General features: G+C 45.4%; 19 protein-coding genes. 9 read left to right on the top strand and 10 right to left on the bottom strand.

The features are described 5' to 3' along the window. Window positions 1-402 precede the first annotated feature (402 nt). The 3 genes from B5M13_RS03980 to B5M13_RS03970 are packed head-to-tail and all read right to left on the bottom strand — an operon-like array spanning window position 403 to window position 3,117. Entirely contained in the window at window positions 403-927 is a 525-nt protein-coding gene (locus B5M13_RS03980) for a hypothetical protein (protein ID WP_080054408.1), read from the bottom strand. A gap of 47 nt (window positions 928-974) precedes the next feature. After that, a complete protein-coding gene (locus tag B5M13_RS03975; protein ID WP_080054407.1) occupies window positions 975-2,309 on the bottom strand; it encodes a radical SAM/SPASM domain-containing protein in 1,335 nt (444 codons plus the stop codon). After that, on the bottom strand, window positions 2,257-3,117 hold the full coding sequence (locus B5M13_RS03970; protein ID WP_080054406.1) for a recombinase family protein: 861 nt from the start codon (window positions 3,115-3,117) through the stop codon (window positions 2,257-2,259). Before B5M13_RS03970 ends, B5M13_RS03975 begins: the two co-directional genes overlap by 53 nt. A gap of 234 nt (window positions 3,118-3,351) precedes the next feature. Here B5M13_RS03970 and B5M13_RS03965 point away from each other — a divergent pair, with 234 nt between their 5' ends. From B5M13_RS03965 to B5M13_RS03950, 4 genes are all read left to right on the top strand, one after another. Continuing rightward, window positions 3,352-3,918, top strand: coding sequence for a hypothetical protein (locus B5M13_RS03965; protein ID WP_080054405.1), 567 nt, complete (start codon window positions 3,352-3,354; stop codon window positions 3,916-3,918). Window positions 3,919-3,988: 70 nt separating this feature from the next. Continuing rightward, entirely contained in the window at window positions 3,989-4,468 is a 480-nt protein-coding gene (locus B5M13_RS03960) for a hypothetical protein (RefSeq protein ID WP_080054404.1), read from the top strand. A gap of 153 nt (window positions 4,469-4,621) precedes the next feature. Continuing rightward, on the top strand, window positions 4,622-5,239 hold the full coding sequence (locus tag B5M13_RS03955) for a type IV toxin-antitoxin system AbiEi family antitoxin domain-containing protein (RefSeq protein WP_080054403.1): 618 nt from the start codon (window positions 4,622-4,624) through the stop codon (window positions 5,237-5,239). Further along, window positions 5,232-6,011 (top strand): nucleotidyl transferase AbiEii/AbiGii toxin family protein, encoded by a 780-nt coding sequence (locus B5M13_RS03950; RefSeq protein ID WP_080054402.1) that lies wholly within the window; start codon window positions 5,232-5,234, stop codon window positions 6,009-6,011. Before B5M13_RS03955 ends, B5M13_RS03950 begins: the two co-directional genes overlap by 8 nt. Before the next feature lie 33 nt (window positions 6,012-6,044). On the opposite strand, the gene B5M13_RS03945 is transcribed toward B5M13_RS03950, so the two are convergent. The 6 genes from B5M13_RS03945 to B5M13_RS03915 form a co-directional block, all read right to left on the bottom strand. Beyond that, complete coding sequence (locus tag B5M13_RS03945; RefSeq protein ID WP_155297177.1) at window positions 6,045-7,355, bottom strand: hypothetical protein; 1,311 nt, start codon at window positions 7,353-7,355, stop codon at window positions 6,045-6,047. Between the two features lie 4 nt (window positions 7,356-7,359). Then, window positions 7,360-8,412, bottom strand: coding sequence for a nucleoid-associated protein (locus B5M13_RS03940; RefSeq protein WP_080054400.1), 1,053 nt, complete (start codon window positions 8,410-8,412; stop codon window positions 7,360-7,362). A 99-nt stretch (window positions 8,413-8,511) separates the two neighbouring features. After that, window positions 8,512-8,754, bottom strand: a complete 243-nt coding sequence (locus B5M13_RS03935; protein ID WP_080054399.1) for a hypothetical protein — start codon at window positions 8,752-8,754, stop codon at window positions 8,512-8,514. After that, the gene (locus B5M13_RS03930; protein WP_080054398.1) at window positions 8,751-9,026 is read right to left on the bottom strand and encodes a helix-turn-helix domain-containing protein; all 276 of its coding nucleotides are present in this window, start codon (window positions 9,024-9,026) and stop codon (window positions 8,751-8,753) included. The genes B5M13_RS03935 and B5M13_RS03930 overlap by 4 nt, the downstream gene beginning before the upstream one ends. Before the next feature lie 131 nt (window positions 9,027-9,157). Continuing rightward, on the bottom strand, window positions 9,158-10,372 hold the full coding sequence (locus tag B5M13_RS03925; RefSeq protein WP_080054397.1) for a site-specific integrase: 1,215 nt from the start codon (window positions 10,370-10,372) through the stop codon (window positions 9,158-9,160). A 947-nt stretch (window positions 10,373-11,319) separates the two neighbouring features. Next, a complete protein-coding gene (locus B5M13_RS03915; protein ID WP_080054395.1) occupies window positions 11,320-13,005 on the bottom strand; it encodes a glucosidase family protein in 1,686 nt (561 codons plus the stop codon). 145 nt (window positions 13,006-13,150) lie between these two features. On the opposite strand from B5M13_RS03915, the gene B5M13_RS03910 reads away from it, so the two are divergent. The 5 genes from B5M13_RS03910 to B5M13_RS03895 all read left to right on the top strand — a co-directional run bounded on the left by B5M13_RS03910 (window position 13,151) and on the right by B5M13_RS03895 (window position 20,163). Continuing rightward, window positions 13,151-14,161: a hypothetical protein gene (locus tag B5M13_RS03910; RefSeq protein ID WP_080054394.1), complete on the top strand. Its 1,011-nt coding sequence runs from the start codon at window positions 13,151-13,153 to the stop codon at window positions 14,159-14,161. Beyond that, window positions 14,158-16,365 (top strand): hypothetical protein, encoded by a 2,208-nt coding sequence (locus B5M13_RS03905; RefSeq protein ID WP_080054393.1) that lies wholly within the window; start codon window positions 14,158-14,160, stop codon window positions 16,363-16,365. Before B5M13_RS03910 ends, B5M13_RS03905 begins: the two co-directional genes overlap by 4 nt. 55 nt (window positions 16,366-16,420) lie before the next feature. Next, window positions 16,421-19,390, top strand: a complete 2,970-nt coding sequence (locus B5M13_RS03900) for a PVC-type heme-binding CxxCH protein (RefSeq protein ID WP_080054392.1) — start codon at window positions 16,421-16,423, stop codon at window positions 19,388-19,390. Between the two features lie 172 nt (window positions 19,391-19,562). Beyond that, a complete protein-coding gene (locus tag B5M13_RS33255) occupies window positions 19,563-19,766 on the top strand; it encodes a hypothetical protein (RefSeq protein WP_155297176.1) in 204 nt (67 codons plus the stop codon). Next, entirely contained in the window at window positions 19,756-20,163 is a 408-nt protein-coding gene (locus B5M13_RS03895) for a putative toxin-antitoxin system toxin component, PIN family (RefSeq protein ID WP_080059783.1), read from the top strand. The genes B5M13_RS33255 and B5M13_RS03895 overlap by 11 nt, the downstream gene beginning before the upstream one ends. A 17-nt stretch (window positions 20,164-20,180) precedes the next feature. Here the strand turns inward: B5M13_RS03895 and B5M13_RS03890 are convergent, their stop codons facing one another. Then, a complete protein-coding gene (locus B5M13_RS03890; RefSeq protein WP_080054391.1) occupies window positions 20,181-24,230 on the bottom strand; it encodes a hybrid sensor histidine kinase/response regulator transcription factor in 4,050 nt (1,349 codons plus the stop codon). Between the last annotated feature and the right edge of the window lie 70 nt (window positions 24,231-24,300).

Raw genomic sequence — 24,300 nt, 5'->3', positions numbered from 1 at the left:
TCAAAGAGCCCAAAGCTTAAATTTTGGAAAATAGGATTTGATCTTATATTGGCGATTTATATCCTAGATAAGCTACATTAACTCACTAATTATCAGACACCTACCACATATAATTACGAATAAAATCAACTGATTTGACAGTGGCGGAATCAGGCGCTCAAATTGTCCGAAGTAAGTAGATAGCCAACGAAAAACGTTACTGACTTAAAATTGCGAATTTACTGCATTACATCAATTAAAGTGATTGTCATGACATTTTGGAAATCGAGTAGCCTTACATACTATCATCCTTGCAATTATAAAACGACATATTAGGTTTACAAGGATAATTGGTTTAAGTATAGAACCGCTTATAGGATCCGCTCGGTCTTTTAAGCTTATACAAAACTTGGTTTATTCTGACTAGATATCACAATAAAAACCTATTTTATCGTTATTGTCCTCCTTCAGCATATGTCTGGCAAACCAGCCAAAATCACGCTCGATAGTCATCTTGTTGTCGTAGATGTCGTGAAACTCCACGATCAAGGTGATTGAACTTAGCTGATCGCGGACGCGGTTAAAGGCTGTCTCGTTCTCTTGAGGAGAAAGAGAGGCTTCAAAAATCGTCAATGACGAATTGGGAAAAATAACTTTTTGCACGGACTCGCTGCCATCAAGCCGCCCATAAGAACGTTTGTCTAGTTCCAGACAGTCTTCAATGGCCGCATAGCGTTTGCCGTTTTTGATAAAACACAACCGATCGACAATCATTGGTCCTACTCCATTATTGCTGACACGAATGTAGAGTTGATCTGGCCGATCTCTGAAATCAATCTGACCCAACGGCTTGAGCGATTTTTCGTTATGGGTTCGTTGGAGATAAACTTGATACAACAGAACAAACCAAGCCAACCACGAAATCAAAACCGTTACGTCCCATGTCATTGGTAACCTCCACTTTCCCTATTTAACAGCAGGATACCCAGCAGAAGTTAAAGGATTTTAAAATCCCGTAACGCTTTTAAGCGTTCCTTAGCTTGTAGTTCATATAGTAACGGAATGATCCGATGATACAGGCTGCATTGGGGATCTTTGCCATTCACCCGGTAGACCGGACAACCACTGGTACAAACGGCACTGTATCGACAAGCCTTGCAATCAGCCGACCGGTTGTCTTCTTCATGGCTACCCTGCTGGATCATATCCACTAGATCCAGTTCAGGGTCGAAGATGGAATGGGATAATTGAGCGTCATCGCCAAAATGGACATGGCAATAATTGAGGGTGCCATCGACATAGATAGCACCACCGGAAAAACCCGACGCACAGGTCTGAAAGCCTAGTTCCTGGGGTTTCAGATCGCAAAACTGGTGCCGACGCGAGAATTGCCATCCCTTTTGGATAGCCTCCTCCATAATCGCATACGATTCCAGCAAACTGCTTTCTAAAAGCTCGGCATCAAGCACTTCACCTTTGACAATCGAATACCGAAACGGGACATCCAGCTCAATCAGATAGCGAGTCAATGCGGGTAAGCCTCGCAAATTTTGATTGCTGAGAACGGTGTTGACTGTGACTGGGATCTGGTGAGCTAGTAATTTTCGCAAATTTCGATCAATGTACTTGAATGTGCCGGCTCCCTGTTTAAAAGGCCTGCTGGCATCATGGTCATATTCCAAGCCGTCCAGCGAAATACCAAAGCCAATACCCTGTGCCTTGCAATAAGTGATGATCTCATCAGTAAGTATGGTCAAATTGGTAATAAAGGAGGCTTCAAAACGGCACCCAACTTCCTGCAATCGCTGACGGATTTGAGGGATGAAGACTTTCCAGGATTTGAACTGTGTTAAGGGTTCGCCACCCGCCAATCGGAATTTAATCTGTTTGAGCTTTCGCTTGCTAGCCGTTTCGACCACCTTCTCCAGCAATTGCTGTTTGGTCTCATCAAGCATCCCTTGGGTAGTATTCAAGGTCGAAATATAACAATAGCTACAGGCCAGATTACAGCGATTGGTGGTGTGAATCCAGAAGTTGAGTGATTGGGGAATGGCTGGTTTCTGAAGCTTGGTGAACTGATCGTCAAAGCGAATGATCTCCGTCTGAACGAGCAGATTTGAAAATTCCTCTAGTACAGTTGGTGGAATAGCAAGCCGCTCACTCAACATAGAAATCGTAGACTGCCCGTCCATAGCCGCTAAAATATCAGCTTGTGGCTTCGTCAACAGGCGAAGTGACTGCGGATAGGCACAATTGACAACATAAGAATACTGCGCGTCAACAGATCGCAGCAGCAGATGCGGGGATTTGGTGGGTATCGCGTTCTTCATCGTTGGGATTGGGGTAATAGCCATCGCAATCGCAATTGGTATTGATCGAGGCAAGCGCCAATGCCTTCTCACCGAATGCCATTTCTAGCAGCGAACGATCATCAAAGAGCAGGTTGTTTTTATTCGACGGAGTTATAAGGGGTCGTGTTTTCATGGTTATTGGTTGTTTTTGTTTCAATCGCTTTTGTACTACACAAACGGTACTGGGGTGCCACTGACTATCGCCCCGAAAGGTTGGTACACCTTGCCGGTTGAGCTCCTGAGCAATCGCCCGCACAGTGATAACACCTCGTTTTTTTAAAGACTTGAGGATCGGCGCAAGCTGGTTGGCAAATTCATCGGCCGCTTTTTTATTTCGCCAAGCCAATGTCTTGCCATGCTTTCCCAAGACCACTCCTCGTTTTCGGGCCGCATCCAAAGCGGCTTTTGTTGTTTCACTAATCCGCTGACGTTGCTCTTCGGCGACTGCGGCCAGAATATGGATCGTGAACCGATTGGCATGCGGGTTATCGGTCACCACAATCTCCACATCGGACTTGACCAACCTGGCAATTTTCTCAACATCCCGGCCTAACCTGTCCAGCCTAGCGACCATCAACGTGGCCTTCCGATGTTTACATGTATCCAGTGCTTGTAAAAGCCTGTACTGTTGTTTGCGAGTGGATTTGACTTCTATGACTTCGTCAATCAGATCATACGCATTCTGCCGACAATAAGTAGCGACCACCTCTTGTTGCGCTTCCAGGCCTAATCCACTTCGTCCCTGTCGATGTGTGGACACGCGGTAGTAAGCAATCGCCTGTTTCATAGGGAGTTGGCCTCGATCTTGTTCAGATGTAAACGATGGATTACCTTTGAACAGATTTGGATAAAAAATCGATTATTTTTACGTGACTAGGCCTTGATAGACAAGGGATTACCGATGAAGAAACATTGAAAAAGAGGAATCTGTGTACGGGGGTTAATGATCGTTTACTATCGAACAAATTTTTGAAAAAGAAATTAGCAAAACGCCTTATTACTCTATCCAGCCGCCAAGCCTATGGACTTTAAATTTGATAAGTTATATCCCGATGAATACGCTTATTTAGGGGACTTTGCCGCGAGAGCGAATGTTCAGCTCAAGAAAATGGATAAGGTCATTTACCACGTATCGGATACGATGAAAGAAGTGCCTTTTTCATGGTCACGGTCGGCAGAAGATCTTGAACGAAATGATAGACGAGCCCGTGTTCTTTCTTATTTGGAAGACAAACGAGCGGCTTATCGGCGGGAAATCTTAGAGACGGTCTCCAAAGAGACGACTGGCACTGATCCAAAGGTTGCATTCTGGGTTCGTCAAAGCTGCTCATTCGAACTAGACGGATTTGATGAAGAAACCAGACGTCATAATAGCCAAGACACTGACCTCCCTGCGGAGAAGTTGTACAAGCTGTTTTCTGAACTCCCGCCAATTCGTCAAGAAGAGCCAATCGAGCAAAGGTTGGTGCCGTCTGGAGATGAGATCACCGAAAGCTTAGCGAAGGCAGACGAGATCGCCAGACTGATGGAGGAGACTAAAAAACGACGACAAACTAATCAGCTTCGGCGAGGTGGTCGTCGACGTTAGTGGTCACAATACCTGTGACGTATTATCACTGCAATAGATTAGGTAATTTATTGTTACCCTTATAATACCTATGGCATACAGCGATCTTTTAGCTCAGCAAGACAAGGAACTTGAACGGCTCAATCAGGAATATTTTGCAGATCAGGCCACTATCCGGCAACTGCAAAACGATCATTACGATAAGGCCAAGTATGATGGCCAATTAGATCGGCTCAAAACACTCCATGAAAAGAAGGTCAAAGATGTACAAACACGTTTTGCTCAAGAACAACGGGAGTACTTAGGAGAGCCGACACCGCCGGAACCCTCCCCCGATATTTCTCAAAGCCAGGACAAAGCGACTGACATGATAAAGGCTTACCGACAGCAACAAACCTCAACCCAAATCGGGGATCAACAAGGCACGGAAGGTGGTCAAGAAATCAAGTGTTCTCAGCCCGCAAAAGGGCAACCAGTCGATGAAGTTGAAGTCAAAAAATTAGCGCAACAGGCGCGTGAAAAACGTGAGCAAAAGCAGCAACAACAGCATCGGCGTGGTTTCAGACGATAAGTAGCAACCCGTCTAGTTTATATGTCATAATTATGAAAATTAACAATTTAGGCTATAAACACTTTAATAATGAGAGTGTATCACTTCTCTTGACAACGAGCATGAAAGATAGTATTTCCTTTTTTTACTATTTTTAGCAAAAAAAGGAAATAGATGGACTTCGTTACCTTCCAGCGAGCCTTTCAGGAAAGCGGCGTTATTGAACTCCATGAAGTGCAAAAAGAGTTTCCTGACTTCCATGCACGACGTTTATCCGACTGGCAAGCCAAAAACTACATTCAAAAAATCATCAATCGGTTTTATCGCTGGACAGACCAGCCGTTAACCGAGCAGTTGGCGTTTTATACAGCCAACCGGATTTACCGCGACTCCTATATCTCGCTCTGGTCAGCCCTCAGCTATTATGGCTTAATTCCCGAAGGGGTCTACCAAACCTATTCGGTATCAACCCATAAAACCAAGTCTTTCTCAACGCCTATTGGTGAATGGGTTTATAAACACATCAAGCCAACCCTCTTTTTCGGCTACCGGATCGAACGTTGGAATAATAAACCACTCCTGATTGCAGAGCCCGAAAAAGCACTTCTCGATACGATTTATCTTAATACTCAGTGGCATAATACCACCGACATCGATGCCTTGCGGATCAACTGGGCAATTTTAGCTGAAATCGCTCAACCCAATATTATTCGGGAATATGCTGAATTCTATTGTAATCAGCGTATAACCGAACTTGCCCACTACCTCATTCAACGGATGTCCGATGATTAACCTACAATCCATTCAGGCATTTTTCCCCCAGCATGTGCAACAAGCCCGTCGGTTCATGCTGCGCGAGTACCTTCAATGTCGAATCCTGGAAATTTTGTTCAACAGTGATTTCCGAAATCAGTTTGCTTTTTTAGGCGGTACATGCTTACGGCTCGTACACGATAATCAGCGTTTTTCGGAAGATTTGGATTTTGACAACTTCAATATATCCACAGAAGAATTTGATCAGGTTTCTACTGTGATTGCCGAAGGGCTCGAATTACAGGGCTATACGGTTGAATTCAAAACGGTCAATAAAGGGGCGTACCACTGTTATATTAGGTTCCCCAATATGCTATTTGAGCACGGCTTGTCCGGTTATAAAGAGGAGAAAATATTAATTCAACTGGATACAGAGCCACAGAACTTCGTTTTCAAGCCAGAAACTGTGCTGCTCAATCGCTTCGATACGATTGCACGTATCTTTGTGACACCGATTGATGTTATTCTAGCGCAAAAGTTTTATGCCATACTCAACCGTCCCCGTAATAAAGGACGTGATTTCTTTGATGTCGTTTTTCTACTGGGGCGTCAGATCAAGCCAAACTATGCCTACCTCAACCAGAAGATTGGGATCGATACAGCCAATGCCTTAAAAGAAAGACTCATAGCACACTGTGCAACGCTGGATATGGATGACATGGCAAAAGACGTCGAGCCATTCTTGTTTTACAAAGCTGATCGAAATAAAGTGATTTTGTTTCTTGATATTATAAAACAGGCTAGCTTATGAGTAACCCAAATAAATACCCATTATATAATAACATTACTTAGTATTATGAGTAATATAGTAATTAAATACAAAATATAAAGCCGTGACCAATAAAATTCCAAGAGGAACAAGCCACTTTATACTCATTCCAACCTGAAATAGAATAAAGCAAATGAAGAGTGTATTAAAAAACACTTGAATGATAAAATAAATTTTTACAGCTAAATTAAATTTAGAGAATTGTTTTAATACTTTTTGTTTCGCTTCTTTAAAATGCTTGCTATCTTCTATATTACTTTCTTTTTCAAAAAATTTATTTCTAGCAAGCTTCGCAAAATCATCCTCAAAATTGCTTTTCAGTTCTCTAACATCGTCTTGCTGTATTCCTAGAAGAAATGTTGTATAAAATGTGAACACTAAAAAAGCGGCAACTATTAATAATAGCAGAAATACTGTCGTTAAAGGCTGGCTTGAATCAGTGACCTTAAATGTAGCAAATGCCGTAACAGTTATAGAAAGCGGAAAAGCTATTGTCTGGTTAATCACCTTGCCAAGTAGCTCACGTAGCTTAGTAAAATATTGTTCTTGGCTATCTCTATACTCTGATTTTAATTTGTCAAGTGATAGATCATTAAGATATATCTCGAAGTTTTGTTGAGCATTATGAAGCATCTCAGGCATTTTTTCAATGAAAGCCTTCATACGCTCATCTCTATCAATTTTCGGTAAAAAATTAAATAATTCGTATTTTATAAATTTAGGCAGATGTCTATTTTGATCATCAAAAGCCAATTTAAATTGTTCAAATGTACTTTTTAATGATTTATCTCGATTGAAATCTGGCCTAGTTTTTCCAAACGGGATACTTAATTTCCCCTCCTTTTTTGAAGAGGTAAAAATTATTTGGTCTGAGGTATCATTGAAATGATCAACAAAATAAAATGGCTTATCTTCTTGATGGTCTTGGGTTCTTAAAAATTGTATATAGTTAAAATAAATTTGAACATTTGAAAATAAATAATCTCTCTCCTCAAAACTAAAGTTTATGTATGTTTCCCCGCTAGTATGGTCAAAAAAGTAGGGAACTCCTTTGGATGTATATATAATCAGTAAATCACATTCAAAATTATTTGGTGCTATACGATCAAAAAAGTCGTTTTCATTAAAAAATATTATTAAATCATTTTGGTCAAGCAAAATTTGAATATTTTTTCCAATACTGTCTACTTGTTTTATCTGCAAATCTTGTAAGGTTTCAACAATTAACTCAGGTTGGTCAGCAACAAATTCAATAGTACCATCTTGCTGGTTATATTCTGGGGCAGCAGGAATTATCAAATTGCAAAATGCTACTATGTTTTGCATGCGACTATTCATTGCCCATTTGTTCTAAACGGCGTAAAATTTGGTCAATAAGTGAAGGAGATTCTATGATTAATTTCCTATCGGCTCCTTCATTTTTTATTTTAATAGTACGCCTATCACCAAATCGATGTTTAGGAAATTTCAATTTTATCCCTAAATCATCGTCTTTAACATCAAATAAGTTATATTTGGCAAAGGTAGATTTATGAAGCTTAAAAGAAGAATCAATTTCTATTTTGTGTGCTCTGGCTTTATTTAAGAAAAACATATTATCATTGAATAAATGCTTCCCGATGGTTTGCAAATCAAGAGTCTTTGTTTGCTCAGATTCAACTAAATTAAAAATATCTTCTTTCAGTTTTTCTGCTGTAACTTTCTCATTAGTATTAGGATTTATTGGTAGTTCGTCTCTAATAGCATCAATAAGCTTGTATAAATCTTCTGTTGATTCCTTACCGCTTTTCCGATTTTGGCATCCTATCCATTCGACAAAGTAGTCAGATACTTCTTTCTGACGATTGTGTGTAAATGCTAAACATTTTTGACCTTCTGATCTATATTTTATATAGTCAATTTGGCAGCCCATAGCCATTTTATCGGTTTCCATATACTTGATTTTATCAAGTTGGAAGCTATGAGATTTATCATCGACTTTAAATAGTGTACCTTCTGTATCACGAACTAAAAATATACCAAGGCCTTTATTGTTTTCAAATTCATACTCACAGAAAACGTAATAGCCACCGCGTGCAAAATGTTTCTTATCCAGTAAATGATTTAATTGCGGTACTACCTCTTTAGTAAAAGCAACAAACTGCTCATCTTCTTTTTGCGAAGTAAAATATGATTTAAAAGAAGCAGCAAAGGGGTTTATCTCTGGCTCTCCGAAATAACCATGAAATACACCTTCTCTATCAAACCCCCTAATCATTTTCTCAAGGGATATGTAGTCTGATGGTTTAACCCCTGCTAATTTATCAGACAAAAACCAAGTAATTCCTGCATGGTCAGGGCTTTTTTGCAACTCGTGAATAACAACTTTATTAGGCTTGAACATCAGGTTAAAGTGGAATTGAAAGGGAATGGGTGTGAATTTTAATTTTTTTAGTGAATATTAATCTTAATAATTTATTAATCGGTCAGCAATACTTGTCGCTTATCGTTTCCTTCTAATTGTCTGCTTTTGACGTTCACGAATGGCTTTCATCTCAGCAACAAGCTTTTCTTGCTCACACTGGGTTTTCCCATGCACCATAGCTCTGCTGTAATCGTTGGGAGCGTTGTCACTTTGGGACTTCAAGATTTTGTCCAATAGCTCCGGTTCATACTTGGCGAGTTGGTAGCCATGATTATAGCCCTTAACGAACTCTGGAGATGGCTCTTCTTCATCTTCTGTCATGGGTAAAAGGTTTCTTTAGTGTGGCGAGATAAATAGTCGTTGATGGAATCGCTGTCGTATAAGATGATCTTTCTCTCAGGCTGCGAAAACCGAATGCTGCCTTCATCACGAAGCTTCTGCAAAGTTGTTTTACTTTGGATACGCAACTTCTTCATGGCTTCGCTGCCTGAAATCCATTTGTCTTCCTTGGTCGCTTGCTGTTGCTGAACCCGTTCAAGAACCTTGTCGATCAAGGCGTAAAAAGCGTCATCGTGCAGACAGATAACTTCCATTGTGCTTTTTTGACCAAAATAGATAGTCTACCGGTAAAAGCTATACGAACTGCCTAAATACTGACTTTTATTCATGCCCGTTTTATTTAACGGACTAATAGCCAATTGGTTGCTTACGTCATTTACTCAACTTATCCTAAAATTCGTTCATTGTAATTGTCTAGGATATTGACTGGCAAACCTTTGAGATAAATTTCAGTAGTTTTTACGCTGGAATGACCAAGCATTGTGCTGATAGCCGTGAGCGGAATATCATGCAGCATCGCCTGGGTCGCAAATGAATGTCGGCTCACATAGCTTGTCAGATTTGAGTCAATCCCGCATAGCGAAGCCAAAATCTTTAGCTTTTTATTGTACCGTTTTCTGGCCCATTGGATGTCCTTTTCACGAAGGGTTGGCGAGTCCCGTTTCAGAATCGGAAAGACGAATCTGGAATCAGGAGTTTGTTGCATATAGTGAACCAATATGCTTTCAAGCTGCGGGGTAACCTTAATATCGTATAACTTACCCGTTTTTCTTCGGCGATACCGGACGCGCCCGTTTTCCACAGAGCTTTTTTCCAAGTAAGCCATATCCGCAAAGTTCATTCCGTACATCATATAGCTGGCAACGAAATAATTGCGCGTATTAAAGCATAGGTGTGTAGCGGGAATGTCCAATTGAATAATCGTTTTGAGAAACTCTGCGTCCAAAGCCCGTTTTTCGGTAGGAGCAGTCTTAATCTTATAGTCATCGAAGGGATACAATTCTTTATCGGCCACCCCAGACTTAATGGCCTTGTTATAGATGGCCCGAATTGTCCGCATATAGACAGCTAAACCATTAGCGCCATTCCCTTTGCTTTTATGATTGGTCTCAAATCTGGCAAGGAAATCATAGGTAATCTCTTTGAACAATAAATCTTTCCCCTTGCGGTATTCTTTCAAAACGCTGATTAAGCCCTTATACGATCTGGCCGTACCAACCCGATGCGCTTTAATCAGTTCATCCACGCATTGACTGGCAAATTGCAGAAACGAATCCTTCGCTTCCTTTTGTGTGATCCGGTCTTTTAAGGATGTGATCGACAAGGTTTGAAGCGTGCCTAATTCATGGAGTTTAAGAATGATGTCCATCGCATCGGTCTTCTCCTTCTCAATCTGATTGTTCAGTCGGGTAACGGAACTAACGCCCTTGTAGCTTTTTTTAATAGCCCGTTTTTTCTCATCCCAATCCGCTACAGCAACGCTTATTCCAATGGGGATAGAGGTTGTTTGTGCATTATGGCCTAGCCGCATAATGACCGGATAGGTGCCGTCCTTTTTGGCACGGCGTGTATCTAAGGAAATCACGACGTTTGTGTTCATGAATTAAAGATACGAAAAATTTGCACAAGATTTGCACAAGAAATCCGTATTTATACGGTTTATTTCGAAATTGTATATCTTATAAACATCTAATAATCAGTATATTATAAATCATATTGAACCATATTAAACCAATAATCTGCTGACTGTTAATCAGAGGGTCGCTGGTTCGAGCCCAGCTTCGGGAGCCTTAAATAAAAAAACCACTTAGCGAATTTCGCTAAGTGGTTTTTTTATTTAAGGGCACCGCAAGGGATACCACAAACCTACTGGGTAGGTAATTCACATCGTCATCTACCTAAAATATCATCTACGTTACATCAACCTTTCACACAGAGCAAAAAGTTACAATTGAATTTAAGTTCGAGAGATGACACTATAGTTTTCAAAAGCAGGCTGTAGCAGGTATCAGACTAAGAGCTGGAATTCATAGGAGCCTATACAGGCTTAAGGCTTTTAAATAAAAGTGGAAACCTTTTAACCCTTTTTGATCCCCCCAATGTTGTATCCAAAGGTTACAAACTCATCTACGCGTCTATTGTCAACATGAATCATTTTAACCACCAGTTTCAGGAGGTTTATCAGACCCATATTGATCAACTGGATAGCCAAAATTGGCCGAAAGACTTATCCATATCTGCACCGTTACTGATGAATGTATTTGAGAGTTACGTTCGGATGGAGAAGAAAATCCTATTTGTAGGCCAAGAGACACATGGATGGGGCAGGATGCATGACTATGCTAGTGTTCAGGAATTACAGACTAGGTATGCAAATTTTGACCTTGGGAAACAGGCCGACTATGGAGATGGTAAACCCTTTAGATAGCTGAGAAGGCCCTTTTGGAACTTCTGCCGATCGTTCTTCTACAACCTGAATGGTCGTTTGCAACCACCTCTACTACCCAGTCAACATTCAGGAAAACCTCTAGTTCCAGAGTCAGCGACCTATCGATACGTTAGTTCAATCCGATGGTCGCCACCAGATATGGTCGGAACAACTACATACTGACTGGTTAACACTTTTTCAACCGTAGCCGTCATCCGTTTGCCGTCAACAGTAAGGCCCTTAACCTGCTTGCCAGCCGGTAAAAGCTGTCGGACGGTGTACTGCTTAGGGTCACCCTTGATCGAAAGCGCAATGGTCTTCGCTTTGGAATTATGGTGGTAAACATAACTGACAGATTTGCCGGAGGGGCCATAGGCGATGGTAACAGATGCGTCATTCTTTCCCGCAGCCAGCCATCGGGGAGTCAATTCAACTTGTCCGAACAAAGCTCCCTTATCCACTACACCAGCCAGGCCTTCTACCATCGCACTCATCACAGCGGCCTGGCCCCAGTTGTCCGGAATGCCAGCATCTACAGTGCCATCGGGCTTGTAGGAAACGGGTAGTTTGCCACCATGTTTTTCGTTAAGCTGTATCATTCGATTCAAAATATCCACCCCGTACGTTTCGTAGCCGTGCTGAAACGCAGCTTTCGCCAACTCTCCTCCCACAATGGTATTCACCCCGCCATTCATATACGATCCGGGCAGATAATCGGCGTAACTTGGTTCAACAGGTGGATAAACGCCAAACCATTCGGCAAAGGAATTTTCTACATTTTTACCCTTCAAACTGAGGTAAGTCTGAATGATCGACTCGGCCATGGATTCGGTTGGTAAACCTCGATTTATATCGTATGGATTCGATAGGCTCAGGGTGTTCTTTTGATCCATATTGAGGTAGGATGGCGTTGGATCATCAGGAACGAAATGGGCATAAAAACGACCATTCCAGCAAAGCTCATTCGTCCGTTTCCGAATCCCGTCCGCCTGTTCATTCCAGTGGGAGGCTTTGGCAGCGTTGCCCAAAACGGCATACAGTTGCGCCAGTTGCCGACAGGCGGCATACAGACCGCTGTTATCCCCATGCATGATTCCCATGGGCGTTTTCTCGTCGATGTCAAAAATACCGGTCTGTACATCATGCCCCTGCCGAACATAGTCGGCCCGAGTGGTGGGAAGTTGCATAAAATCCCAGGTATCGAGCGTATAGCCGCGTTTTATCAACTGGTACTTCTTCGACCAGCGCAGTGGATCGGTCATGTCATACATCAGACCTTTTTCCAGCTTGCCAATCCATTGGCGTATGTAAGCCGTATCGCCAGTAGCCTGCCAGATATAATGTCCGCCTTCAACCATCAGGTATTCCAGATCTGCTTCCACCGGCAGGCGGTGCATTTGAATGGTATCTCGCGCTATGATCTTCCAGTATCGTTTGTCGAATAGATTCATACGGTGACTTTCGCGGGCCACCATGGGGTAATAGTAGTCGTAATACAGGCCTTCGCGTGTCTGGTTTTCCATAAAGAATTGCCAGAAACTGCTAATGTCCGGTTCCAGGTATTTCATCGCCTTCATGACGTGTACATTGTCGCGTATCCATTGCACAAACTGCTTGCGTTCCTTGCCGCCAAAATGAACCGTTTTTCGATATTCCGTATTGATTAACTGCGTTTTAAGGCTGGTAAAAAATTGGCCATACTCACCCGTACCTTCCCCAAACTGGGTTTGTGGCTGGCTAAAACTTATGGACACGCTATGAACACAGAAGGCAGTAAGTAGAAGGACTTTAGAAAGCGATTTCATAATTCTTGACAGGACGATAAACGAATGGTGGGCAAGAACGTAAATTCCCGTCAAGGCATTGTCCTGCTTTGTCGACTGTCAGGATAAGGCAGGATAAACAAACCTTGCAAGACGCGTTGTTTGCAACCGGAATCTTATACACCGAATGAATACGTTCGCTTTTGCTGTCAAAAAATACGCGCTGCTGCTCTTTATGGCGGCTATTTACCTCGCTGGACATGCCCAATCGGTCGCTACAGGCAGTAGCGAAATGCCTAAACTACCGCTGGCAAGTGATCGGGCCGACATACAGCAATTGGTTGCTTACCTTCGGACACTGGCCGCAAGTGAGAAAAATCCACTATTGAAACGGCATTTCGAGTCGGTTATACAGATGAGTCTGGATTCAACGCACGGGCTGCGTCCTGATGACAAACACATCAAGGCAGCTATAGGGACACTGGCCTTTTTTCAATCAGAGGGGGCAAAGTGGGAAACGTACTTACAAGGCACCCGCCCCCTCATCATGGCTTTCAAATCGAAAACTGACAAAAAAAACAGCTATTACTGGTTGTTTCTGCCAAATGGCTATACCCGTCCGAAAACGAAATTCCCTTTTTATGTAGAACTGCATGGAAGTGGTGGCGGTACGAACAATCCGCCCTGGCACATGCTCTACGATTATTTACAACCCAAACCAGCGGGGGCTACCGCCCAGATGAGCCGCCGGGAAGGCTTTATGATTCTTCCCTGGGGCAGGGGCGACAAAGGTTATCGCGATATAGCTGAGACCGATATTTTTGAGTGCCTACAGGATTTCGATGCTCAGTTCAAAACCGATCCAAAACGGCAATACCTGTATGGTTTCTCGATGGGGGGCGGTGGTACGTTCCGCCTTGCTCAAAAAACGATGTCCCGCTGGGCGGCCGTTGGGCTGTATTCGGCAGCGCTGGGCAAAAACGTGACCTATGAGGAAGCCGCCAAATTTAAAGGCATGCCGGTATGGATGGTTTGGGGCGAAAAAGAGTGGCTGAACACCGAGAACCGTAAACTCAAAGATGATTTTTTGAAGGCTGGCGTAAACCTATGGTGGAAAGAAATCGAGGGAGTCGAACACAGTTACCTCGGCGAGTATCAGGAGCAATTGATGGATTGGCTCAAAACCAAAACGAAATGACAATCTACAGAGGTCGACAATGGCGCGTAAAGGGCATTTATATCCTTAGTTTACTTTTTTGCTGTCAATCACTGCTGGCCCAATCGCCCAAATCGGCGGAGATAAAGCCGTTTAATGGTCGACCCACCTTGTTTGTAAATGGGAACCCGCAAACGCCAACGTTTTACGCGCTCACCCATGCCTATGGCGGACGCTGGTCGTGGGAGGAGGTGCCCGCCCGAAACCTGCATAATTTTTGTCAGATTGGATTTCGGCTGTTTCAGGTCGATTTGTGGCTCGAAGACATCTGGGCTAAAAACAGCGATACGCTCGATATTCGAAAGGCGCAGCGGCAAATTCGGGGGGTACTCGACCAATGCCCCGATGCGGGTGTCGTGCTACGCATTCACGTCAACGCGCCCTTTTGGTGGAATAAAGCACACCCGGAAGAATGCACTCAGTATGCCGATACACCCGTGGATACCTCCTTGCGGGCTGGCCCTCCGTACCATAATGAAGAACACGACATCCATGCGGCTTTACGGGCCAGTCTGGCATCCACACGCTGGCGGCAGGAATCGGGCCAGAAACTAGTTGAGTTATGCCAGAAACTTTCGAAAACGCCAGAAGGTAACGTCCTGATTGGTATGCATATAGCGGGCGGCATTTATGGCGAATGGCATTATTGGGGCTTTATCGAACACGACCCGGATACTGGCCCGGCCATGACGGGCTACTTCCGCAACTGGCTCCGAACCAAGTACAAAACGACATCAGCGTTTCAGAAAGCCTGGCAATCCACAAGCGTTACATTTGAGAATGCGACCGTACCGAACGTAACGGAGCGGCTCAAAACGCAGGACGGTTTTTTCAAAGACCCGGTTCAGGACCAACGCACCATCGATTATTTCACCGCCCAGCAGCAGGTCGTGGCCGACGATGCAATTTACTTCTGCCGATTAGCGAAGGAAAACTGGCCCCGACCGCTGGTTACGGGTATTTTCTATGGCTACCTGCACATGACATTCAATCGACAAACCGTTGGCGGTCACCTGTTTATTCAGCAGGTTCTCGATAGTCCGTACATCGATTATCTGTCGGCTCCCCAGACGTATTGGCCCGACAGCCGTAAAGCGGGTGGCTCCGGCAATTCACGCGGGATCATCGAATCGACTTTGCTCCATGGTAAACTCTGGTTCGACGAAATCGATAACGGCTATCTGTTTAAAAACGATTTTGAAAATATCCGCTATACGTCTCGTTACGACACTACGTATGCGAACATCATGAAACGGTGTGCGCTATTGCCCCTGATGCGGGGTATCGGTTTCTGGTTCTATGATTTTGGCCCGCAGAAAGGCTTTGGCTGGTGGGATGATCCGACGTATCTGGCAGCCATGAAGGCTGAAAAAGAACTGTTCGAAAAGCGCCTGACTGTACCCTATCATTCCGAAGCGGACGTGCTGTATGTCTGGAGTCAGGATGTGTTCTATTACCTGAAATCGGCACCATTGCCCATCACGGTCAACGTACTGGATCATTCCATCGAGCAGGCTATGCGCTCGGGTGCAGTCGGCGACCATGTCTATGATTTCGACCTGAACCGGGTCAACCTGGCCCAGTACAAAGCGGTGGTTTTCATGAATGTCTATAAGCTGACGGATGCTCAACGAACGTTTATTCTGAAAAACGTCGCCAAAGATGGCCGGACCGTCGTCTGGAATTACCTGACGGGTTATACGAATGGCGAACAGTTGAATTTATCCTTTGTCAAATCGCTGACGGGCATGAATCTGGAACGTATCGACGGGAAGCAGACCCCAGGTGTTGCGTTCCTTAAACCTGCTTATGACTATAATTTCAGCGGCTCCGTAGAGCCACTGGTGGTCGTAAACGATAAAACGGCCGAATCGCTGGCTGAGTTGCAGGGGAGTAAACAGGTCATAATAGCCCGTAAGAAAACCAAAGCGTTTACGTCGCTTTTCTGCGGTCTCCCCCTTAACGGAACCGACGGATTTCGCGAAATTTTCCGGCAGGCGGGTTGCCACATTTATAATGAACAGAACGATTTCACGTACGCCAATTCCGGGTTGCTCCTGCTGCATACCAAGGATGGTGGCACACGAACGCTTCGGCTCAGAAGTGGTAAATTGGTGACCATTCCGCTGGAACACGGATCAACCTTACTTTTAGATGCTCAAACGGGTGAAGTAGTATTGAAATAAAGAAACAGTTTTGTCAGACTGAGGAACGAAGTAGCAGGCCGACAAAAGAAGGGGTATGAAACGAAGACTATTGACGAGTGTTGTGGTAGCGATCCTCATGGCTAGTGGGTTTATCAGCATACTGCCTGACCCACACGACCCACGAGCCGCGCTGGCCACGATGCAGGTGCCCAAAGGATTTATGGTTCAGCAATTTGCCGCCGAACCCATGGTGACGAATCCAACCAATATGGACGTGGATGAGCGCGGACGTGTCTGGGTGACTGAATCCCATAACTACGACGTGGCACCTGCCGAATTTGACAAAAAAGGTGACAAGGTTATTATTCTGGACGACGTAAACGGCGATGGCAAAGCCGATAAACGTACCGTTTTCTTCGAACATCCGGGCATGAAAGCGCCAATGGGCCTGGCTCTGGCTGAAGACCGAATCTATCTGGCGCAGGGACCAAATTTGCTGGTTCTCTTCGATACCAATCACGACGACCATGCCGACCGTATCGATACCTTGTTTTCAGGGTTTGGAACCCGTGATCATGGTATTCACGCGCCTTTCTGGGGCCCCGACGGCAAGCTCTATTTCTCGATGGGCAACAACGGTGGCGAGGTGCGTGACCGATTCGGGAAGCCAATACACGACGTAGCCAGCAACCTCGTTAATGGCAAAGGGAACCCCTACCGTAACGGCCTGATCCTACGGTGCAATCCCGATGGTAGCCACCTGGAAACCATTGCCCATAACTTCCGAAATCACTATGAACCCGCGCTGGATTCGTTCGGTACTCTTTGGGTATCCGACAATGATGACGATGGCAACGAATCCGTCCGGATCGACTATGTAATGGAATACGGCAATTACGGCTTTGCCGACGAAATGACCGGAGCGGCCTGGACTGCCTCACGTACTAATCTGGAAAAAACGATTCCTGAACGGCACTGGCATCAGAACGACCCCGGCGTTATTCCGACAATGCTCATTACGGGTGCAGGTTCGCCAGCGGGTTTGTGCGTATACGAAGGTCACCAGTTTCCGGCTCTCTATCAAAATCAACTCCTTCATGCCGAAGCGTTATACAACGTCGTGCGATCCTACGCAACACAAAAGCAGGGCGCTGGCTACAAAGCCAGTATTCACAATGTATTGAAAAGCAGTCAGCAGTGGTTTCGCCCGGTCGACGTCAGCGTGGCTCCCGATGGCTCGGTCATGGTGGCTGACTGGTACGATCCGGGTATTGGTGGTGGAACGGCTGCCGATGCGAACAAAGGCCGGATTTATCGGGTAAGCTACGGGGGTAAGGCTGCGTATCATGTACCCGTTTCTCGCTTCGATACACCCGAAGCCGCTACGGAAGCGTTGAAAAACCCGAACTGGGCCACTCGCCGGAAAGCCTGGGCTAGTCTGCAAAAAATGGGTAGCAAAGCCGAGGATAAGTTGCTGAAAGTATATCAGTCGACCAATCCGGTCTGGCGAGCACGGGCGTTATGGTTGCTTGCCAAACTGCCCTCTACAGGCACATCTTACCTGAAACAAGCGCTACATGACCCGAATCCTGACCTGCGTATCACTGCTTTACGGGCAGCTCGGCAACAGCCAACTTTTCCATTTGCGCTGTGTACTCCGTTAGCCAACGACCCTAGTCCTGAAGTCCGTCGGGAGTGGGCCATCGCGCTCCGTTTCCTTAAAACACCCGAAGCCGCTGAGTCATGGGCAACCTTGGCCGTACAGCATACAGGTAAGGATCGCTGGTACCTGGAAGCGCTTGGTATCGGCTCCGATCTCCATGCCGACGCCTGTTTCGATGCCTGGCAACAAAAAGTAGGCGTCAACTGGAACACACCAGCCGGGCGCGATATTGTCTGGCGAATTCGTTCGGCCAAAGCCCTGCCCCTACTTGGCCAACTGATCCGGCAAACGCCCGAAGTGAATGCTACGCTACGGTATTTTCGAGCCTTTGATTTTCATCCGTCGGCTGGTAAAAACGACGTACTGGTTTCCTTGTTAAACGATCCGCGTCCTGATATTCAGCGGTTGGCTCTGGAGCACATGGACGGTAGCAGCCTGGTACGAAACGAACCGTTGAACCGGGCCCTCGAAACAGCCCTGACCACAGCGGGCCAAACGGAAAGTTATGTTCATCTGGTCGAAAAGTTTCGCCTGACGGATAAACGAGAACAATTGCTTAATCTGGTACGCTGCTGTGCCACCCGACAGGTCGGCATTGAAGCAATGCAGCTACTCTGGCGATTCGGAGAGAAAGAGTTTGTGCGACAACAACTGCACGACGATAAAACCGCTGAAGCGATCATGACGGCACTCAAAGGCAACGGAAGCCCCGATGCACTGGTGCTGCTCAGTGAGGTTATGCTCGATGATTCGCGCCCGGTCGAACTGCGAAAAACAGCTACTCGCTTACTGGGTAGTAGTTGGGTGGGTGAGCGGGCCTTGCTGGATGAGGTCAAGAAAAAAGCCTTTCCTGATGTACTGAAACCCACGGCCAGTAGCGTCTTATTCGGTGCTTTTCGGAACGAGATCAAACGCGAAGCGGCTGACTATCTGCCCAAACCTGCCGGAAAAAACGGTGAACCATTGCCACCAGTCTATTTGCTTGTGTACGAAAGCGGTCTGGCGAGCCGAGGAAAAACAATTTTTGCACAGAATTGCCAGCCCTGTCATCGTGTGCAGCAGTCAGGGGCTTTATTCGGCCCCGAACTGTCGAAAATTGGTGCAAAGCTCTCCAAAGAGGGGCTCTTTCGGGCTATTCTCTATCCCGATGAAGGCATCAATTACGGGTACGAGACCTATCAAATTCATACCCGCGATGGTAGTCAGTTAACGGGACTTCTGGACAGTGAATCGAGCGATGAAGTAATCCTTAAATTGCCGGGAGGGGTTAAACAAACGCTACGGAAAGCCGATATCCAGTCAAAAACAAAAGCCCCCCAGTCAATGATGCCTTCTTTTGGCGAAGCGCTCTCCAAACAGGAACTGGTCGATCTGGTCGCTTATCTAACAACGCTGAGGTAATTAACTCATTGACTCAAAAACGTCTCATGCCTTGGTCAGAAATTCCTGCGGAGCTTTGTTTGGAAGGCCCTTGTTAACGTATTACCTTGAATTTTCGTACGTACTCTCTACAATTAGTCGTATTTTTGATTTGTATCAACTACTACGGTAATGGACCGGATTATTTCTTGAAGTGGCTAACAATACAGCACGCAAATGGCGTCATAGTAATCCACAAATTCGGCAACGTATCTCCGAAAAGTTCGACCTCATACTGAATGATTTATTAGATAAACAGGAAGATGACCTGTGGCCTTTTCTGGAAAAAGTGCGGGCTGAAGCTGAAGAAAAAGGATTTACTGACGAGCTATTGGCGCAAATTCTGGATGAAAGATAGGTTTGTCTTTGACGCTAATGCACTCATTAGTGCGGCTTTATCTCGACTACCTACGAATGCCCATGCGCTGAAAAAGGCTGATTCAATTGGTACAATTGTCTATTCCAATGAAACCTGTCTAGAATTTCTTGATGTCCTGTTCAGAAGTAAATTCGATAAGTATTTCAGTTTGAGCGTACGGGAAGAAATTGCTGATCGATTTTTAAGTCGTTTTCATGAAGTACAGGTAACTGAAACCGTGGTAGCTTGTCGTGACCCTAAAGATGACAAGTATCTAGCCCTCGCCTTATCTGCTCAGGCTTCGTGTATTATTAGTGGAGATGAGGATTTGTTAATTTTGCATCCCTTCCAGACGATTCTTATCCTGAAAGCCACCGATTTTTTGCAACAATTTTAGTCATATCAACTGTCGTCTTAGGCCTTCGCCAGAAATTCCTGCGGAGCTTTACCAAATTCTTTTTTAAAACAGCGACTGAAATAGGCTGGGTCGTTGAACCCTACTTTCCAGGCTACTTCCGATACGTTAAAGTGGCCGCTTTCAAGCAATTGAAGAGCCCGCTTCAGCCTCACTTGCCGGATAAATTCGGCACCCGACAAATTGAGGATACTTTTTAACTTTCGATACAATTGCATACGGCTCATATTCATGGCTTCTTCCAATTGCTCTACATCAAAATGAGCATCATCGATGTGGGCTTCAATAATGGATATGGCTTTCTGAATAAACAGTTCTTCCATCGGTGGCAGTTGGATATCAGACGGGGACGCCAATACTTTTTTCTGCCATTTTTCACGTAGCAACTGTCGGTTCCGAATCAGGCTTTTGACTTTGGTTTCCAGAATCGACAGGTTAAAGGGTTTGGTCATATAATCGTCAATGCCAGTGCCAAAAGCGGTAATCTGACTCTGATTAGCCGCCCTCGATGTCAGCAACAGAAACGGAATATGGCTTGTTTTTTCGTTAGACCGAATTACCTGACAAAGTTCGGTGCCATCCATTTCTGGTCCAGACTGGACCGGCATGAGCCAGTCCGAGAGAATCAGGTCTGGGATATGCTTTTGCGCCAGCGAAACGGCTTGCTGGCCATTGGCTGCGGTCAGGACGTGATAGGTTCCCAAAAAGCTTTCCTTTAGATATTGACGAAGTTCCTCATTGTCTTCAACCACTAGCAAAATTGGCAGCGACTTGGCTGGTAGCGTAGTAGCCTGCTCGGGCATAATGATTGGCAATACTGGTAGAGTAGCCCCCGTCGGTAGCTCCGGCGATTGTGTAAGCCATTCGGCAGGAAAGTACTGCGCATCGAGAGGCAACGCAACGGTGAAGGTAGCCCCTGCGTTTTCAGTGCTTTCGACTGTTATACTTCCTTTGTGCAGTTCAACCAGTTCGCGGGTGAGAGCCAACCCAATGCCACTACCCGATTTCTTTTGCGTAGGCTGTTCGGCCACCTGATAAAACCGTTCAAAAATATGCCCCTGTGCTTCCGGGGAAATGCCAATACCTGTATCGGCAACGGTGATACGTACCATTTTTTGGTCTGGTATCAACATCAGATTTACCCGAACTTCGCCATTCGGTGGCGTAAACTTGAACGCATTGGAGAGCAGGTTATAAATGATCTTCTCGACAATATCGGCATCAAAAAAACCATCGAATGCATCGAAGTTGCTTCGGAACGACAGTATAATCCGTTTGCTTTCAGCCAGTTCATCGAAGTAGTGAACGATTCGGTCAACAAACGAAACAATATCATTGCGGCTAATGTCAGGCACCAAGCTCTGGCTCTCCAGCTTCGATAGGTCGAGCAACTGATTTATCAGGCGTAGCAGCCGCTGTGCGTTTCGCTGGATGGTCTGGAACTGGTGCTGAAGCCGATCACCAAAGGAAGGTTCTGAAACGAGTTTATCTAAAGGCGTCAGAATCAGCGTCAACGGTGTTCGAAATTCGTGCGAAATATTAGTAAAGAAACTGGTTTTGGCTTCATCGAGTGCTTTTATCGATTCAGCTTCCAGTTGCTTGATACGTATATCGGCTTTCAATTGCTCCCGAATCCTGACAATTCGGCGGAACGTAAGGAGTGCAAGTACTAAAAGCAGTCCGTACAGCAAATAAGCCCACCACGTCCGATACCAGGGAGGCAGCACGGTTAACTGCACGGCTTTGGGTTGACTCCAAGCGCTGTTGCCAATGGCGGCTTTGACTAAAAATTGATAATTACCTTCGCGCAGATTCGTGTAGGTAGCGGATCGCTGCGAACCCACATAGTTCCAATCGTCATCAAAGCCCACGAGTTGATACGCGTACCGGATATTGCGGTGCGGCAGAAAGGATAATGCCGTAAAGTCGATGGTAAAAACGGATTGAAAAGGTTGAAAAACCAGTTTCGTCACATCGGTCATATCCAGGTGCGTCGGCGCATCGCTGTCGGCTAGATCAATGGGGCGGTTAAAAAGCTTTAAATCAGACAAGTAAACGTCAGGAGGTGTTGTTTTCGACCGTACACGCTCTGGCTTAAAAACAACTAACCCCTGCATATTGCCAAATGCCAACTCACCCGAGGGAAGCTGTGTACAGGCGTCAGGTAGAAATTCTTTGCCGATCAGCCCATCGCTCTGGTCATAATTTTCGATCAAATGGGTCGTCGGATTGAAGCATGAAATGCCGCCGTTTGTGGACAACCAAAGATTATGTTGGTCGTCTTCAATAATTCCTGCGATAAAGTTGTTTGCCAGCCCATCTTTGGTTGTCCACGAACGGAACGTTTCAGTGTGGGCATCAAACAATTGAAGTCCGTTGCCGCTGGTACCAACCCAAAGCCGTTTTTGCGTGTCTTCATATAAGGCAGTAATACTGTTGCTTCCCAAGGCTCCTGGTTTATCGCTACTGGCGAAATAGCGAATCTGACCCGTTCGCTGATTCCAGCGTAGCAAGCCGGAATTGTAGGTGCCAATCCACAAATTGCCCAACGCGTCGTCAAACAATACGTTGAGATCGAATTTTTGAAAGAGTTGGACTAACTCCTTCGTTCTGACGGCTTCTAATCGTCCCGATTTCTCGTCGAACAGATATAACTCCCGCTCATGACTCCCGATCCAGACACGACCATCCTGCGAAGCCGCAAACGCCTTCACCGACTTACTTTTACCCGGCAATAAAAATGAGGTAAACCGATCCAGGTCAGGATTATACAGGGAAAACCCGGCCGTCCAGGTGCTGATCAGTATGTTGCCTGTTGATGTTCGAAACAACAGGTTCACATCATTGGCCTTTAGCGGTGAGTTGGCCGACGTAAACCGTCGAAATTGCTGCCGGTTCGGAGAAAGCGTCGTTAACCCTTTGATGGAGCTTGCCCAAAGATTGCCCCGTTGGTCATACGTAACAGCCGTAACCCGGTCGGCCAGCAAGCTTTGTGGATTGTGGGGTTCATGGCGAAAGGAATTAAATCGCTCGGGCTGGGCGTAGTGAATGTTGATCCCACCCTGCCACGAGCCAATCCAGAGATTACCATCTTCATCGCAAAGTCCACGTTTTAAGGCATGGGTACTCAGACTGTGTCTATCCTCGCTGTTGGGCAATAGATAGATTTTTCTGGCGGAATTACCCTGCGGATAGAACCAGGCTCCATAATCGGTCAACACCCACAAATTACCCGATTTATCGTCAATGATGTCCGTGATGACATTAACCGTTTCATACACACCGGGCCTGATTAATTCCTGCCGAAACTGCTTGGATTCTGGCTCAAACTGGAAAAGCCCTCGCCCACTAGTTCCCACCCAGAATCGACCCTGATGGTCTTTTTTGATGACATTGATTGATCGGTGATGCGTGGCTATGTCGGCCGTAAACGGAATGGAATAGGACGTCAATTCACCCGTTTCGGGCGTAAAGGCCAGTAACGTTCCCTGGGCCGTACCGATCCACAGCAATCCGATTTTATCCCGGTACAAGGCTGTGACTGACGTGCCAATGCGTGAATCTGTATATCGACCAATTTTTTGCGTCGCATACTCATAATAGAACAGGCCATTTTCTGCCGTACCGATCCAGAGCCGATTAGTAGCTTCTGCAAAACAGGAAATACTGACCTGCCCGCCTGAGGCTCCTGGCCTCTGCAACGGAAAATGGTCGAATGTTTCGCCATCGGGCCGTAACCGACACAGGCCATTGTTGCGCGGCCCTACCCAGATGGTGTTCTGCTGATCGGCATAAAGTGCTGCGATGTTGCTGATGGGTAAACTATTCTTCTGAGCCGGCTGCCGACGAAAGACTTTAAAGTTATACCCATCATAACGATTAAGCCCATCGGACGTAGCCATCCAGACGAACCCTTTTTTATCCTGCGCAATAGCCCATACCGTACTCTGCGACAGCCCATCAGCCGTGGTCAGATGCTCGAACGAGACCTGACAATTCGCCTGTATGCTCAGAAAAAGTAGTATGAGAAGTGGCTTCAGGATGTCCATACCTATGACAGAATAGGACAAAGGTATCTTTTAATGGTACCAATTTTCAGGTCAGAAAGCTAAATATTTA

Source organism: Spirosoma aerolatum (genome assembly GCF_002056795.1).
Taxonomy (GTDB): Bacteria; Bacteroidota; Bacteroidia; order Cytophagales; family Spirosomataceae; genus Spirosoma; species Spirosoma aerolatum.
This window is presented reverse-complemented; position numbering and strand designations above follow the sequence as displayed.